Consider the following 15628-nt stretch of genomic DNA (forward strand, 5'->3'; position numbering starts at 1 on the left):
CTGGTTCCGTTTGCCGAAGAGGCAGATGTGCTCCATAGATCAATAATGAAAAAATAGGAGGCAAGGAGAATGAGTGTAGCGAGTGTAAAGGCGGCCGATCTTCAGTTGGTTGCCGATGTATTGGTCATTGGCGGGGGACCTGCGGGCACGTGGGCGGCGATTACGGCGGCATCCAAAGGTGCGAAGGTAGTGCTTGTGGATAAAGGATACTGCGGATCGAGCGGCGCCACGGCGCCTTCGGGTACGGGGGTGTGGTACGTCAAGCCGGACGCAGAGCTGCGTGAAGAGGCAAAGCAAAGCCGTTTCGGGCTGGGAGGCCATCTGGCGGAAAATAGCTGGATGGATCGGGTGCTCGACCGGACCTACGAGAACATGAACAAAATCGCTGAATGGGGTTATCCGTTTCCGAATGATGAGAACGGCACCCAATACCGGAGGGGGCTTCAAGGGCCGGAATATATGAAGCTGATGCGCAAAAAGGCGCAGAAATCCGGCGTTAAAATTTTGGACCACAGTCCCGCGCTCGAACTGCTGGCGGATGAGCATGGCGTTGGCGGAGCGACCGGCGTCCGTACGCAAGCGGGGGGCACCTGGACCGTGCACGCAGGGGCGGTCGTTATCGCCTCCGGCGGATGCGCCTTCCTCAGCAAGGCGCTTGGCTGCAACGTACTGACGGGAGACGGATACTTGCTCGCCGCGGAAGCCGGAGCGGAGCTTTCGGGAATGGAATTTTCGAATGCTTACGCGATTTCACCCACATTCTCGTCGGTGACCAAAACGGCCTATTACAAATACGCCAGCTTCTATTATGAGGACGGTTCGGTTGTGGAAGGAGCGGGATCGCAGAAGGGCCGTTCGATTATCGCCCGCAACTTACAGCAAGGAAGGCAAGTATATGCGAGACTCGATCAGGCTCCGGAAGATATTCAGCCGCTGCTGCGCGTCGGGCAGACCAACTTCTTCCTGCCGTTCGACCGGCTCGGCATCGATCCGTTCAAAGACAAGTTCCCGGTCACGCTCCGTTTGGAAGGAACCGTACGGGGTACCGGAGGCATTCATATCGCCGGCGAGCACTGCGCCACCAAAGTGCCCGGATTATATGCCGCCGGCGACGCCGCAACACGCGAGCTGATCTGCGGCGGCTTCACCGGCGGCGGAAGCCATAATGCGGCTTGGGCAATGTCATCGGGATCGTTCGCAGGTGAAGGGGCGGCCGTCTATGCTCTAAACCTCGGCTTGAAAAAGGAATTCCGCCGTTTGAAAGGCTTATCCTCCTCTCCGCTTTCCGCCAAAGCGGCGGATCAATCCGCATCACGCAAGACGGAGGAATACGTTCGTTCCGTCCAGGAGGAAGTGATGCCGTACGATCGCAACCTGTTCAGAACGGAGAAAGGGCTGGATGGTTCGATCGAACGCCTCGACGGGATCTGGAACGAGCTGCGCAGCAAAGCCGTAACCCTGGATTCCGATGGGGTCAAAACCCGCGAAGCGGCGGCCATGACCGCGACCGCGCGTTGGATGTATCATTCGGCACGCGTTCGTACCGAAACGAGAGGAATGCACAAACGGGAAGACTTCCCGCAATTGGACAATGAGCAGCATCACCGGTTGGTCAGCGGCGGGCTGGATCAGGTATGGGTCAAGCCGCAGGAAGTTCAGAAGGAGGCCGTCATCCATTGATTGAAATCATCAGCGAATCCAAATGCGTCTCTTGTAACCAGTGTGTTCATGTATGCCCTACGAATGTTTTTGACCGCGTAGAGAACGGCATCCCGGTCATCGCGCGGCAAAGCGACTGCCAAACCTGCTTTATGTGCGAGCTGTATTGCCCGGTAGATGCGCTCTATGTGTCGCCGGATGCGGAAGCTGCCATTCAAATAAGCGAGAAGGAGGTTGAGCAGCAGGGGCTGCTAGGCGGCTACCGGGAGAAGGTCGGCTGGGGACCGGGAAGAAAGCCTGTGTCCAGTCATGAATATATGTATCAATTGGCTGTGAAAACAAGATTTTAACGAACGTGTGCGGAGACTGGAGAGGAGAGAAACAGAGATGACAACGAGGAAAAGAGGGGGCCATAAAGCATTACGTTTCACTGCCATTCTTGCGCTTGCATGTATACTGCTTTTCATTCAGGCATGCGGAAATAATAGCGGAGACGCTGGCAATGCAGCAAGCGGAAACACTGGCGTGACTGCTGCTTCCGGCGATGCCAAGCGTGATGTTCCCGCTGTTCTGAACTATGGCTATATTGGCTCGAACAAGCTGAATCTGCCTTCCGGCGCGGAAGGCTGGGGATTTTATAAAGGCATCATTCAAGCGGAATTGAAAAAATACGGCATCACCGAAGTGAAGCTGACCGGCTTTCCGAACGGACCTGACCAAAGCGAAGCGCTCATCAGCGGCAGGCTCGATTTTGGCGGCCTGGGCGATACGCCAGCCATTCTGGCCCGCTCGTCCGGGGCGAAAACCCGGGTGATCACGCAGGTCTCGACCGACTTAATAGGCTATTTGATCAGCAAGAATAACGGTCCCAAGACGGTAAAGGACCTCCAAGGCAAGACGATTGCTATCCAAAAAGGCTCTTTTATGCACCGTTATATAGTCGGACTACTGAAGGAGGAGGGCGTAACGGATTACAAGCTGGTTCATCTGCTTCGCCCGGACGCCGAGGCAGCGCTTGCTCGGGGCGAGGTGGATGCGACAACGAACAGCGGTGTCAATGCGCTTAAGCTGATCGACCAAGGGTTCACGAAACTGAACGATGCGACGAGTCATCCGGATCTTTACGGATCGAGTGTAACCGTCGTATCCGAGGACTATTTGAAGAAGTTCCCCGATTTTCCGAAGATATGGAACGAGATCCGGTTAAAGGCGCTGGAGGACCTCAAGCAGCATGAGGATGAATATTACAAGTTCGCGGCGGAGATCGGAGACACGACACCCGAGCTGATTAAGAAGACAGCCCCGATCAGTCTGATCAAGGATGTTCCTTTTACCGACGCAGGTCTGAAACTTCTCGATGGAACGAAGCAATTCCTTGTGGACGAGAAGCTGGCTGACAACAATTTTGAACTTAACGATTGGATCTTGAAGCAATAGAAGGGAGCCTTGTTTCTTTGAAGCGGTGCCGTTTACGTCTGTTCCGGACGTGAGTGGCGCCTTTTTTGTGGTATAATTTTCAAGATGTAAGAGGGGGAGTTGAGTCCATGCAGGAACCGATTAAAACCTACAACACAGCGGTTGAAGCATTTCTTGAAGTGATTGGAGGCAAATGGAAGCCGGTCATTCTTTTCCACCTCACGTTTGGCAAAAAGCGTAATGGCGAGCTGATGCGCCTGATTCCTGATGTAACGCAAAAAGTGTTGACCCAGCAGCTAGGGGAACTGGTGGAGGATGGAATCGTGGCCCGAATTTCTTACAACCAGGTGCCGCCAAAGGTCGAATACGAGTTGACGGATTACGGCTGGAACTTAAAAGATATTCTTCATCTCATGTGCAGATGGGGAGATACGCATATTGAAATGGTGTATGGCAATAGAGCAAGTATCCGTTTCAAACCGCCTCATTCGGACACCTAAGCGAAGATACCGGTCCCTGATTATGAGGAGCCGGTATCGTTCGTAGTATATTTTTTATATTACGGGATTACCTTGCGCCGGCGGAAGTCTTCAAAGATGTCCATAAACATCCTCTCCGTATCGATGAAGTCATGAAACCCGAAACGACGTGCTTTCGAGCCATCGGCAAAAAAGTCGTAATCCCACGAAAATACGAAATCCCCAAACCGCCAGGAAGAAACGTCCTTATAGCTATTATTCTCCAGGCCATACTTCTTCACCATACAATTCCACAGCGTTTCCTTATCGGACATGATCACCTCTAATGACATTGGTAACGGAGGGGCAGTCTCGAGTTCGAAAAAGGCGGCGATCTTCGGCCAAAGCTCGTTCCATCGGAACAGGTCGCCGTTTGTGATATTAAAAGCTTGATTGGCGCAGCGTTCATCTGTTGCCGCCCAAACCGTTGCACGAGCCAGCAAGCCGGCATCAGTCATTTCCAGCAGGCTATTGTAAGCCCCCGGCTTCCCGGGAAAACGGAGCGGCAAGCCGAGTTCCTTCGACATGGATGCGTAAATCGCGATCACCATCGCAAGGTTCATCGGGTTGCCCAGTGCAAACCCGCAAACGACCGACGGACGAAGAGCCGACCAAGTCCAGGTGCTTCCCGGTTGCCGTTGTTCGAGGAATTGTTGTTGGTCGACGTTGAATTCAGGCGGCATATGATAGGCATCGGTTTCCCGTGCGGGCGTCTTGAAAGGACCAAGATGCGCGCCGTAGACCTTGTAACCTTGCATAAGACTGATATGCTGCAGGTTAGAAGCGATCGGTTCGATCGTGTTGACCACGTTCACGAGCATAGCCAGGTTTGGCTGAACCAGTTCGGCCCATGTAGGGCGGTCTTGATAAGCAGCGAAGAAGATATGAGTGACTTCGCTCAAATTGCCCAGTTTCTCGTACGTTTCTTTTTCATTAAGCAAATCGACCGCTACATACTTTAACCCACGTGTGTCTTCTCCGCCGCGTCGTGACACTCCAATGACATTCCAATCGGGAAGCGTCAGCAGATGATTGATGAGATTCCGTCCGATTACGCCGTTGGCTCCAACGACTAGAGCGGTTTTACTTGTTGTTTCGGTTTGATCTGGTTCCATAAAGTTTTTCTCCTCCTCGGCTTTTACCTGATGTCATTGTGATATAGAAGAGAGTTATAGAGAAGTACGCACTTTAAAGTCATATAAGCACTTGAAAGTAACCGAGCCATTAACGGGTAAGAAAATGAAATTAAAATTCGACTGATGGGGTTTACTATGAACAAGATTGTACTTATTGGTTCTGGAGGCTCGGGCAAATCAATGTTAGCTCGTGAGCTGAGCAGGATTTTAACAATTGAAGTTCATCATCTTGACGCAATCTTTTGGAAACCCGGCTGGATTAGCACGCCCAAAAACGAGCAAAAAGATATTCAAGAGGAGCTCGTAAGTGGTACAAGTTGGATCATCGACGGCAATTATGGAGGAACAATTGACATCAGGCTGCAGGCGGCTGATACGATTATATTTATTGACCTGTCGAGGTGGATCTGCTTGATCCGCGTGCTGAAGAGAAGATTCCAGTATCGCAACAAGAAAAGAACGGATATGGCTGAAGGCTGCGAAGAAAGAGTCAGACTGGAATTTCTGAAATGGGTCTGGGAATTTCCCGAGAAACAAAAGCCGAAGATCTTAGAGAAACTCCGACAGTTATCCAATGAAAAGGAAATAATCATTTTAAAGTCTCCGAAGGAAGTACGTGAGTTTAAAGCGAATGTGGAATTGTTGAACGAGAGGAGCATTTTTCATGAGCGAAAATAACAACAATCGTACGCTGCGTCTTCTGTTTCCGCGATGGCAAGGCGGCAGCGGGTCCTTACCTTTAATCGATGATATTAACAAGACCGATGGCCCGAAATTTAACCGGCTTTAAGATTCTTATGCTAAATAAAAGCGAGGACCCCGCGAATGATATCGCAGAGCCCTCTTACAGTGGGAAGCGGTTCATTTCAAAAACACACTTCTAAAGCTAGGTCTTACTCAAAAAGTATCGAAGCAAAAATCTCCTTCTTCGTGTTTTCATGGCGAATCAACAACCTTTCGGAAACTAAAATTTATTCCCGTTTTTCGCTGTTCTTCAATACCACTTCCCACTTATCATATGTTTACCCACTTCCTGATTTATTGAATCAAGAAGAAAGCTAGTCAATGAGATTCATGGACATCGATCCAAAAAATGGTTATGATAACAGCAGATCAAAGAGACTACATACAAATCGGCGATTGTCCGAAAAATCGGTTTACAAATAGAAAGGAAGGCTGATCCGCATGATTGAAACGGAGAATAAAAAACAAGAAATTTTAAATGCTTTCCAGTTTAGACATGCTTGCAAAGTATTCGATGCCGACAAAAAGATTTCGGATGAAGATTTCCGTTTTATTTTGGAGATAGGGAGATTGTCTCCGAGTTCATTTGGCTTCGAGCCGTGGAAGTTTGTCGTGATCCAGGATGCAGCGCTTCGCGAAAAATTAAAACCTGCATCCGGCGGTGCTCAAGGACAACTGCCCACTGCCAGCCATTTTGTAGTGATATTGGCCAGAAAACAAGAAGGCTTAAGGCATGATTCGGCTCACGTAATCAAAATGATGAAAGACATTCATCAAATGCCTGAAGAAGTTGTGCAAGGTTTTTCCGCCTTCTACAAATCCTTCGTCGAAACAGAGCTCGAAGATAATGACCGTCTTATTTTTGAATGGGCGAGCAAACAAACCTATATCGCATTGGGCAACATGATGACAGCCGCGGCTCAACTCGGGATTGATTCCTGTCCGATCGAAGGTTTTAATAAAAAGCAGGTGACCGCTATTTTAAAAGATGAGGGTATCATTAACGGCGAAGATTTCGGTGTAGCCTGTATGGCCGCTTTCGGATATCGGCAAGCGGATCCCAAACGTCCAAAAGCAAGACAACCTCTCGATGAGATTGTTGAGTGGCGGTAAACTTAAGAGGATAGTTTTCAGCATCAAGGGACATGCTTCGCTCTAACAGGTGCTTGAGATATAAAAAGGGGGTTGCTGCGGCAACTCCTTTTTTATGGTGAAACCTTTTATTTTTCTCCCCCATTAGAGTTTAAGTAAATGTATCATCGCATAAGTCTCAACTAAATCGTGAATCAGAATCATTATATCTTTCTTTTCTAATCTTCATGTTCATGTTTATGGATTTTCTTTTTACGATAAAAGGAAGGATTAACCCCATCTATTTTTTTAAAGGCTTTACTAAAGGAATGAATATCCGGAAAACCGATACTTTCGGCTATGAGCATTAACGGGTCATTAGTGAACTGAATCATTTCCTTCGCCTTTTCTATTCTTTGTAAAAGATGATATTGGATTGGGCTCATCCCGAATGATTGTTTGAATAATGAAATCATATAGTATTTGCTAATTCCCGAAATTTTGGAAAGTTCATCTAAGGTTACCTTTCGGTCGATATTGTGTTTCAAGTAGATCCGCAGCTGCTCCATTTCTTCCATATTGGTTACTAGATGTGGATTACAGTTCCAGTAGTTTTCACGTAAAAGTACATTCAATAATTGCAAAAACAATCCTTTTATATTCATTTCATAAAAGGGTAACGTCATTTGAAATTCTTTTATGATTTCAAAGATCAATCTTTCGATAACCAAGGTATTCCTTAACCGAATGTGACTGGAAATCTGAGGGGTAATTTGGTCAAGATCGTCGTTTCGAAACCATTTTATTTCATCCGCAGTCATATCTTCAAGTTTTTTAAAGGAAACTTTCACATCCGGACTATCCTCCTTATAGAACAAATCAAAATGCAAATGAGGTTGTCGTACTAATTCTGTTCCTAACTTTCTAATAGAGTGTCGTTGCTTTGGACGAAAAAGAAAGAGGTCCCCCGGTTCTCCGATAAAAACATCATTCTCGATGGTTACTTGTATTCTGCCTTCCTTAACGTAAAGTAACTCATAGTCAAATAAAACTCTCTCCTCTAAATACCAAGGGAATGGGATATAACTATCCATTGCTATCCGGATGTACGGCGATAACTGTTGAATGTTCATATCAGGTCTTTCCCTTCTGAATATTTTTCAAAGCAATATATGACAAATAATCAATAATCCTTCCTAAATACAAATCCATAAATGCATTATAACATATATATATAGTGAGTGAAGCGCTTCCACTGATCCGAAATTATTGATAAGAAAAGCAATGCCGTCATTAAACTCCCGCCTGTGAAAAAGAGATTGCCTCGCAGATGGCCGGAGCACGGTTTGTGGGACCGCTAATATAGCATCATGATCTGTACTTGAATAAGGGATAGAATATTTTACTAAGGGGGTATCGCTTCATGAAAGTGCAAGGGAAATTATGGTCTGGTATTCTTGCTGGTTGTATGGTTTTTTCGATGGTTTTGGCCGGTTGTTCAAGCAATACCTACAAATCCTCCGACAAGTCCTTGACTGTATTGGTGGAGGGCGGAAGCCCGGCTAACACGGTTGCGGCACAAACGGCGGCAGAATTTAAGCAGAAGACCGGTTATGAGGTAAAGATCGAGACGGTCCCTTATATCGGCGTCTATGACAAATTGAATGCGGATATACGTGCTAACAAAGGCTCCTATGATGTTGCAACAATTGATATTTTGTGGTTCCCCGCTTTGGCTGAAGGTTTGACTTCGATGGATGATTTGATGTCGGATAACGTGAAGAAAGATCTATTCCCCAGCTTGATCGATGGCGGTACGATAGACGGTAAAGTTCTTGGCATGCCGGTATGGACGAACTCGAAGGTGCTTTTGTATCGATCCGATTTATTTAATGATCCCAAGGAACAGGAAGCTTTCAAGGCCAACTATGGATATGATTTGAAGCCGCCTGCAAATTGGCAGCAGTACAGAGACGTAGCCAAGTTCTTTACTCGCGATACCAATAACGATAGTGTCATGGATATCTACGGGACAAGTGTGTTCGGGATGAATAACGGCGATTCTGTCGCCAGCTGGTTGGATCATGCGGCTCAAGCGGGGGCAAAACCTTTGGTCGTCGGCAAAGACAATAAAGCCTTGGTCAACACGGAGCCCTATGTGAAAGCGTTGGATTTTCTGACAACAATTTTGAACAAGGACAAATCCGCACCTGAAGGTGCATTGAATATGGCCTCTTCCGAAACCTCCGAAATGTTCTGGAACGGCAAATTGGCTATGATGCTTGCATGGGGACATTTCTTCGTACCGTCCAATGATCCAGCGAAGTCGAAGGTGGCTGGGAAGGTAGGAGTAGCGCCTATGATAGGGGGAGATGCCGGAATAGGCGTAGTACCTGGTCCCTGGTATCAAGTCATACCGGACTCTTCGAAGCAGAAGGATATCGCCAAACAATATGTGCAGTTCATTTATGAGAAAAACGAGCTTTTCATGAAGGCATTGGGAGTGGCTGCGCGCAAATCGGTGTTTGAAAAGTATGGCAAGCAGCCGGAATATGCGCACCTTCATGCACTGCAAACTACATTGGAGTCCCTTCAGACTCAAAACCGTCCGATTTTGGCCCGCTGGAATCAAATCGAAAGCGAAGCTCTTGTTACGGCTATCCAGGCAGCTCTGTCCGGAAAGGAATCGCCGCAATCTGCATTGACCAAAGCGGCGGCGACCATTAATGAAATTCAAGGCAAGTAAGAGGCAAAGGCAATCGATTGCCGAAACAGCAGAGGATAGGATCGCCTATCCTCTGATTCATTTCAATACTTGTTTAAAGGGTGAAGTACGATGACTAAAAAGGATCGCAGGCTATCCATAGTATTTTTTTTGCCGGCCGCAGTTTTTATGATCTTGTTCTTTGTTTACCCGATGTTTCTGTTGTTCAAAAATAGTTTTTTGGAAGACGATCAGCCCTACGGTTTTGTCGGCTTCGAACATTACAGCAACGCGTTGACATCACAAACCTTCTATCGGTCATTACTGAACACGTTTGAATTTGTCATCGGAGCCGTAACCGTTGAACTGTTGCTCGGAATGGTTCTGGCCCTCTTGTTAAGCACCGGATTCAAAGGCAGCAATTACATTCGCACTTTGCTTTTAAGCCCGCTTATGATTTCGCCGTTGGTTGCAGGGTTGATCTGGAAATTCATGTTGAACGACCAGTTCGGTATTCTGAACAGCTTTCTGTATAAGCTCGGATTAATATCATCACCTCAAAGTATTCTGTGGTTATCCGACAGCAAATACGCATTATTATCCTGTATGATCGCCGATATTTGGCTTACAACTCCCTTTATGATGCTGGTGTTGTTGGCTGGTATTCAGGGCATTCCGGAAAGTTTGTACGAAGCTGCTCGTATTGACGGAACGAACAAGGTTCAGAGCTTCTGGCATATTACGCTGCCGAGCTTAAAACCCGTGATTCTTGTGGCTGTCGCTATTCGAATGATAGATGCCGCAAGATCCTTTGATATTATCTGGGTGATGACCCAAGGAGGCCCGAACAACGCTTCTTCTTTGGTCAGCACCGACATTTATAAAGCGATTGCCAGATACAATCAGGAAGGGTATTCAAGCGCCATGGCCATTATCTTCATGATCATCTTATTGGGGCTTTGTTCCTTCTTCATGAAACATTTCTGGAGTTCGGCCAAGAAAGCAGCCTAATAGGAAGGGGATTACCGACGTGATTGCAAACACAATCAAACAGAAGTACATGGCACCCACATTGAGACAGAAGATCAAACTTAGCCATTTTTTCTATCTGCTCCTTACATGCGGCTTTTTGTCCCTGTTTTTATTTCCCTATCTTTACTTGATGCTTAGTTCATTCAAGCCGCCGAGAGAAGTCATATCGTCTACCCCTGCATTTCTCCCGTCCCAATTTACATTAGACAACTACCTTGCCATGTTTAATCAATTATCGATCGGCAAATATTTTGGCAACAGTCTGGTCACCGCCGCTTTCGCTACGCTGTTAAGCGTTTTACTGGGCGCCTTGGCCGCATACGGATTAACAAGATTTTCATCCAAGCTGGGGAATTTGTTTCTGATATTCACTTTGGGCGTTCGGCTGATTCCGCTGATCAGCGTTGCCATACCTTTGTACCGCATTATCGGTGAAGTAGGATTAATGGACACCAAACTTGCTTTAACATTGATTTATACAAGTATCAATATCCCTTTTGTCATTTGGATGATGCTCGGTTTTTTCGACAGCCTGCCTAAAGAGTTGGATGAATCTGCACGTGTAGACGGATGCGGGATGTTAGGGGCTTTTATCCGCATTATTTTGCCAATTTCACTGCCGGGACTGGCAACGACAGCAATATTTAGTTTTATGCTGTCTTGGAATGATTTTTTATTCGGATTGCTGTTCACAAGCACTTCTGCCAAAACGGTTCCTGTAGGAATATCGGAGTTTTTAACCGCTTACAATATGGACCTGGGACCTATGACGGCGGCGGCAACATTATTTAGTCTGCCTGTTATGCTGTTTTCATTTTTTATGCAAAATTACATCGTTCGCGGTATGACCATGGGTGCTGTAAAAGAATGAGTTGAATTCATTGATAGGAGAATTTATTTATGGCTAGTAAAAATTATTACGACGTAACAGAGTGGCCTGTCGGTAATCCGTATGAGGATATTGGTGAGGTAATCAATAGCATTATAGCAGATATTAAAAGTAGGCAAACGGACACTGATGTGAATAAAGGCGGAAAGCCGGGTGCGGTTATCTATATTCCACCGGGAGATTATCATCTTGGCAGTCAAGTCGTTATAGACATCAGTTATCTTAAAATTATGGGTTCTGGACACGGGTTTACATCTTCGAGTATTCGTTTTAATACTTCTGAGAATGAATGGGCGGATTTGCATGAATTGTGGCCGGGAGGAAGTCGCATACTCGTAGATATTCCCGTAGAAGTAAATGACGAGGAATATAAAGGAGCTGCATTTTATGTTGAACGAAGTGGAAATCCCCGAATAAGCTCGGTAGAGTTTTCTGACTTTTGTATTGATGGTTTGCATTTTATTGAAGATGGTTCAGGAGAAACAAATCCGGAAAACACATACACTAACGGGAAAACGGGTATTTATGTTGCAAGTGCTTGTGACTCATTTCGGATTACAGGCATGGGGTTTGTGTATTTAGAGCATGGAATGACTATTTATCATGCAGATGCACTGACTGTACATGATAATTTCATAGCTGAATGTGGTAACTGTATAGAACTACGAGGTTGGGGACAGGCTTCAAAAATAACCGATAACTTGATAGGAGCCGGTTTTAAAGGATATTCAATTTACGCTCAAAATTTTGGTGGACTTTTGATTACAGCGAATAATGTTTTTCCACGAGGTGCGAGCAGTATCTATTTTGATGGTGTGACACGTTCCAGTATCACAAATAATAGACTTCATTCATTTTATCCAGGAATGGTGGTATTCAGGGAAAATTGTTCGGAAAACTTGGTTTCTTCAAATCACTTTTTACGTGACCATGAACCTTGGACTCCTTTTTTGGGAATAGACAATGGTTTAGATGATTTGTATGGACTCCTATATATTAGTGGCAATAATAATTCTGTAATTGCTAATCACTTTTCTGAAGGAATTAATACTCAGAACATCAAGCCGGTAGGTGCAACACCTGTAATCATACGTATTGTTTCGGGTAATGGAAATTATATTTCTAATAATCATGTTGTTGCCACGGAGGTTCATGCCAAGATAAGTGATTCTTGTTTCTCTGCGCAAGTAGACGCTTTGTTGACTACTGAAGCATCGGAGCCGCTTACCGTAACAACAGTATTGGTAGAAAAAGAATCGCTTCAAAATACGATTCTTGATTCGGGAAGTGATGCACAGGTTGTTATGGACAAGACTGTAAATGCATTCAGAGCCACTCCAATGCCAGGAGCCTAATAAAGACATAAAAAAGGAATATTTCTTTAGGAAGACTGTCAGAAATGGGGGCGATCCCTTTCGCATCCCTGAGCTCAGGGATTGCTCTGCAATTTTAATTACAGCTCTTGTGATGTTTCCACCAATCGTACCTGCATCACGAGTCGTGCTTTTTCTGCTCATCTATGTCACTCCTTATTTGGATGTGAAGTTACTTTGTGGATTGTTTTGCTATTTATGTATCAATTTTTTGCGAAAGGGGCATCAACAATTTCCGTCCTGGGGGTGATCATTTTTCACCCTCCCCGAGACGGGAGATCGTCGACAAGATCAAGGAGATCGCGATTGAGAAAAATTGTTCTCCATCCCAATTGGCCGTCGCCTGGACGATCGCCAACGGGGCGCTACCGATCCCAGGAACGAAGCGAATCCATTGCCCAAGGCTCTCGATACATGGAAGAACAAATGACGCTGATTGATGGTTAAGCTATAATTTAATGGTCCGCGGTATCGTGGGCCATTTTTGACATTGGACATTGCCCCGGGAGGTTAACCATTATGAAAGCTATAGTCGCCGATCGCGTGAAGCTCGCGCCAGGGTTCTGGTCCAGCTTGCGCCTATTAGGGATATCCCCCCAAGAAGTAGCGCGCCATGCCCGTCTGCCCCTGACCGTCATCGACGACCCAGCCGTCACGACCGCCCAATACTACGCGATCTGGCAGGCCTATGCCGAACTTGTCGGCGATGCCGCAACGGGAATCGTCAAGTTGGCTACCGCATTCGAGACGGCGCAATATCCGCCGGCCGCCTTAGCGACCTTTCATGCCAGGGATTTCCGAGATGCTCTTACGCGAATGACTCGTTATAAGCAAATGTGTCCTCCCGAAAGCTTGTGTTTACGTGAAGAAGGCGAGCATGGAGTCGTCGAACTGGATTGGCAGCACGCCGCGAAGCACGGACCACCAGTGCTGGTAGGCATGACGCTCGCCTATCTCTTAGAGCTGGGACGACGAGGAACCGGTCAGCCGCTCACGGCTCATTCTGTAGAGTTCGTCCACAATATGGGCAACACGGAAGTTCTAGAAGTTTATTTCGGCTGCTCCGTTCGGGTAGGTGCGTTTAGCAACCGGCTTACGCTGCACGGCAGTGATCTGGACCGTCCTTTCATTTCTTATAATGAAGAACTACTCGATATTCTGACTCCCGCCTTGGATCGTTCTTTAGATAAACAAAGGAGCAAACGCAAGATTAGCAATAATGTGAAATGGATTCTGTCGGGTTGTCTTTCACGCGGGCGTATCGACATTCAAACAGTAGCCAACGAGATGGGATTAAGCGATCGCACCTTGCAGCGCCGCTTGTCGGCAGAAGGAGCAAGCTTTAAGCAGTTGTTGGCGCAAACCAGGCATGAGCAGGCGCTCGCATATTTAGCGGACCCGACGCTGGAGATCAAAGAGATAGCTTTTCTCGTAGGCTACGAAGATCAGAATTCATTTTACCGCGCATTCCGCTCGTGGGAAGGGGAGACTCCCGCCAATTGGCGCGCCGCGCAAGATCATTGGCGTTCCTCGCTAGTTACCAAGTAGACAGAACGAGCTATCATTATCCATATGCTGAACATAAGGAGTGCGGACAGGTGGATATGGGATTGAAAAATAAGACGGCATTAGTAACGGGTTCTACTAAAGGGATCGGCAAAGCGATTGCCATAGAACTTGCGAGAGAAGGCGTTCATGTTCTCATAAATGGTAGGAGCAACGAAGAGGTTGAACTCACGGTGAGGGAGATTCAGGCGAAATTTCCGGACACTCGGCCTCGGAATGCCGCAGCCGATCTCGTTAATGCGCAGCAAAGAGAAGCTTTGCTCGAGAAGTTCCCCCAAGTCGATATTCTGGTCAATAGCATGGGCATCTACGAGATCATGTCCTATGACAATGTAGACGATACCGTATTTGAGAAGTACTTCCGCACGAACGTGCTCGCTGCGAACAGTCTGACTAAGTTCTATCTGCCTTCCATGTTGTGCGGCGATTATGGACGCGTCCTCTTTATCGCGAGTGAGGAAGCCATTATGCCTTCGGGTCAGATGCCTCATTACGCCGTGACCAAATCGATGCTCCTCTCGTTATCCAGGAGTTTGTCTAAGCTGACCAAGGGATCGGAGGTCACGGTGAACACGATCATGCCCGGGCCAACCCTTTCCGAGAATGTTCAAATGATCATCGAAAGTATTTATTCTAACGAAGAGATGACCTTCGAGGCGAAAGAGAAGGAATTTATGGCTAAGAACTTGCCGCAATCCGAAATCCAGCGGTTCATAAGACCGATGGAGATCGGCCGGTTAGCCGCATTCGTCTGTAGTCCTTTTGCCTCTGCGTTCAAAGGCTCGCCAATCCGAATGGATGGTGGAATGGTACCGACTATATTTTAAAAAACTTTAACGGATTACGATAGCGCAGAAAACAAATCATGGGGCCACCGCGGATGATAAGCAGGTGGCCCCATTAGCTCAAAAATTTTCTGCAATTGATTTCTTAGAGTGATCTCAAAAAATTCGTTCCCAAAAAGGAACACGCCATATTTTAGTTAGGATTCAATTCATTTTAGAGGGGTATCCACGGTGCAAGGACCCTTAATGATTTCTGTACTTACTCCTTTATGAATGACGGACCCGTCCGTAATCACAATTTGATTAGAAGTAAAGATTCACTGAGTCGAATGACAATTTCTTTATGCCAGGACGGAACGTACACGGCTATTCTTAGATTAAGCGCGCTGTAGTACGAGCTAGTCAGGATCAAACCCGCAGTTCTTTCGGAACTCAACGTTAAACTAAGCAGTTTTTTCCCGCTATCCTGATGTAGATATGGAGAATGACGAACACTAAGTTGGCCTTGATTTATCAATTCGAAAAAAAAGTGTTGCTTTTCGGAATTAATCTGTGATAAGATATTTCTTGCCGCTAAAAACGGTGCGAAATAAGAAAAAATAAAGTTTGTTCCTTGAAAACTGAACAATGAGCGATATGTTAAATAGCTAGTTAAGTAATGAGCAAATCAAACACACACCTTTATGGAGAGTTTGATCCTGGCTCAGGACGAACGCTGGCGGCGTGCCTAATACA

The 15628-nt window shown here is 46.5% G+C and carries 15 protein-coding genes; 13 read left to right on the forward strand and 2 right to left on the reverse strand.

Annotated elements, in window-relative coordinates:
* Positions 1–69: 69 nt before the first annotated feature.
* The 4 genes from KP806_RS23140 to KP806_RS23155 all read left to right on the forward strand — a co-directional run bounded on the left by KP806_RS23140 (position 70) and on the right by KP806_RS23155 (position 3575).
* Positions 70–1680 (forward strand): FAD-dependent oxidoreductase, encoded by a 1611-nt coding sequence (locus KP806_RS23140; protein ID WP_224726119.1) that lies wholly within the window; start codon positions 70–72, stop codon positions 1678–1680.
* A complete protein-coding gene (locus KP806_RS23145; RefSeq protein ID WP_224726120.1) occupies positions 1677–2009 on the forward strand; it encodes a 4Fe-4S dicluster domain-containing protein in 333 nt (110 codons plus the stop codon). Before KP806_RS23140 ends, KP806_RS23145 begins: the two co-directional genes overlap by 4 nt.
* Before the next feature lie 37 nt (positions 2010–2046).
* Entirely contained in the window at positions 2047–3096 is a 1050-nt protein-coding gene (locus tag KP806_RS23150; protein ID WP_224726121.1) for an ABC transporter substrate-binding protein, read from the forward strand.
* Positions 3097–3203: 107 nt separating this feature from the next.
* Positions 3204–3575 (forward strand): winged helix-turn-helix transcriptional regulator, encoded by a 372-nt coding sequence (locus tag KP806_RS23155; RefSeq protein ID WP_224726122.1) that lies wholly within the window; start codon positions 3204–3206, stop codon positions 3573–3575.
* 59 nt (positions 3576–3634) lie between these two features.
* Here KP806_RS23155 and KP806_RS23160 read toward each other — a convergent pair whose 3' ends face one another.
* Positions 3635–4708: an SDR family oxidoreductase gene (locus tag KP806_RS23160; RefSeq protein WP_224726123.1), complete on the reverse strand. Its 1074-nt coding sequence runs from the start codon at positions 4706–4708 to the stop codon at positions 3635–3637.
* Between the two features lie 156 nt (positions 4709–4864).
* Between KP806_RS23160 and KP806_RS23165 the strand changes: the two genes are divergently transcribed.
* From KP806_RS23165 to KP806_RS23170, 3 genes are all read left to right on the forward strand, one after another.
* The gene (locus tag KP806_RS23165; RefSeq protein WP_224726124.1) at positions 4865–5407 is read left to right on the forward strand and encodes a DNA topology modulation protein; all 543 of its coding nucleotides are present in this window, start codon (positions 4865–4867) and stop codon (positions 5405–5407) included.
* Positions 5394–5519: a hypothetical protein gene (locus KP806_RS27695; RefSeq protein ID WP_263575846.1), complete on the forward strand. Its 126-nt coding sequence runs from the start codon at positions 5394–5396 to the stop codon at positions 5517–5519. Before KP806_RS23165 ends, KP806_RS27695 begins: the two co-directional genes overlap by 14 nt.
* Before the next feature lie 395 nt (positions 5520–5914).
* On the forward strand, positions 5915–6586 hold the full coding sequence (locus KP806_RS23170; protein WP_224726125.1) for an NAD(P)H-dependent oxidoreductase: 672 nt from the start codon (positions 5915–5917) through the stop codon (positions 6584–6586).
* A gap of 197 nt (positions 6587–6783) precedes the next feature.
* Here KP806_RS23170 and KP806_RS23175 read toward each other — a convergent pair whose 3' ends face one another.
* Positions 6784–7677: an AraC family transcriptional regulator gene (locus KP806_RS23175; protein ID WP_224726126.1), complete on the reverse strand. Its 894-nt coding sequence runs from the start codon at positions 7675–7677 to the stop codon at positions 6784–6786.
* Positions 7678–7967: 290 nt separating this feature from the next.
* On the opposite strand from KP806_RS23175, the gene KP806_RS23180 reads away from it, so the two are divergent.
* The 6 genes from KP806_RS23180 (at position 7968) to KP806_RS23215 (ending at position 14935) form a co-directional block, all read left to right on the forward strand.
* Positions 7968–9290 carry an ABC transporter substrate-binding protein gene (locus KP806_RS23180; protein WP_224726127.1) on the forward strand — a complete coding sequence of 441 codons (1323 nt, stop codon included), beginning with the start codon at positions 7968–7970 and terminating at the stop codon, positions 9288–9290.
* A 90-nt stretch (positions 9291–9380) separates the two neighbouring features.
* The gene (locus KP806_RS23185; RefSeq protein WP_224726128.1) at positions 9381–10259 is read left to right on the forward strand and encodes a carbohydrate ABC transporter permease; all 879 of its coding nucleotides are present in this window, start codon (positions 9381–9383) and stop codon (positions 10257–10259) included.
* A 19-nt stretch (positions 10260–10278) separates the two neighbouring features.
* The gene (locus KP806_RS23190; RefSeq protein WP_224726129.1) at positions 10279–11151 is read left to right on the forward strand and encodes a carbohydrate ABC transporter permease; all 873 of its coding nucleotides are present in this window, start codon (positions 10279–10281) and stop codon (positions 11149–11151) included.
* 29 nt (positions 11152–11180) lie between these two features.
* A complete protein-coding gene (locus KP806_RS23195; RefSeq protein ID WP_224726130.1) occupies positions 11181–12524 on the forward strand; it encodes a NosD domain-containing protein in 1344 nt (447 codons plus the stop codon).
* Positions 12525–13061: 537 nt separating this feature from the next.
* A complete protein-coding gene (locus tag KP806_RS23210; RefSeq protein WP_224726131.1) occupies positions 13062–14090 on the forward strand; it encodes a helix-turn-helix transcriptional regulator in 1029 nt (342 codons plus the stop codon).
* Between the two features lie 50 nt (positions 14091–14140).
* On the forward strand, positions 14141–14935 hold the full coding sequence (locus KP806_RS23215; RefSeq protein ID WP_224726132.1) for an SDR family NAD(P)-dependent oxidoreductase: 795 nt from the start codon (positions 14141–14143) through the stop codon (positions 14933–14935).
* Positions 14936–15628: the final 693 nt, after the last annotated feature.

The organism is Paenibacillus vietnamensis (genome assembly GCF_020169515.1).
Lineage (GTDB): Bacteria > Bacillota > Bacilli > Paenibacillales > Paenibacillaceae > Pristimantibacillus > Pristimantibacillus vietnamensis.

Coding starts and splice junctions, on each gene's coding strand:
- KP806_RS23140 (WP_224726119.1), top strand. CDS start 70: ATGAGTGTAGCGAGTGTAAAGGCGGCCGATCTTCAGTTGGTTGCCGAT.
- KP806_RS27695 (WP_263575846.1), top strand. CDS start 5,394: ATGAGCGAAAATAACAACAATCGTACGCTGCGTCTTCTGTTTCCGCGA.
- KP806_RS23160 (WP_224726123.1), bottom strand. CDS start 4,708: ATGGAACCAGATCAAACCGAAACAACAAGTAAAACCGCTCTAGTCGTT.
- KP806_RS23210 (WP_224726131.1), top strand. CDS start 13,062: ATGAAAGCTATAGTCGCCGATCGCGTGAAGCTCGCGCCAGGGTTCTGG.
- KP806_RS23170 (WP_224726125.1), top strand. CDS start 5,915: ATGATTGAAACGGAGAATAAAAAACAAGAAATTTTAAATGCTTTCCAG.
- KP806_RS23150 (WP_224726121.1), top strand. CDS start 2,047: ATGACAACGAGGAAAAGAGGGGGCCATAAAGCATTACGTTTCACTGCC.
- KP806_RS23175 (WP_224726126.1), bottom strand. CDS start 7,677: ATGAACATTCAACAGTTATCGCCGTACATCCGGATAGCAATGGATAGT.
- KP806_RS23155 (WP_224726122.1), top strand. CDS start 3,204: ATGCAGGAACCGATTAAAACCTACAACACAGCGGTTGAAGCATTTCTT.
- KP806_RS23195 (WP_224726130.1), top strand. CDS start 11,181: ATGGCTAGTAAAAATTATTACGACGTAACAGAGTGGCCTGTCGGTAAT.
- KP806_RS23180 (WP_224726127.1), top strand. CDS start 7,968: ATGAAAGTGCAAGGGAAATTATGGTCTGGTATTCTTGCTGGTTGTATG.
- KP806_RS23185 (WP_224726128.1), top strand. CDS start 9,381: ATGACTAAAAAGGATCGCAGGCTATCCATAGTATTTTTTTTGCCGGCC.
- KP806_RS23165 (WP_224726124.1), top strand. CDS start 4,865: ATGAACAAGATTGTACTTATTGGTTCTGGAGGCTCGGGCAAATCAATG.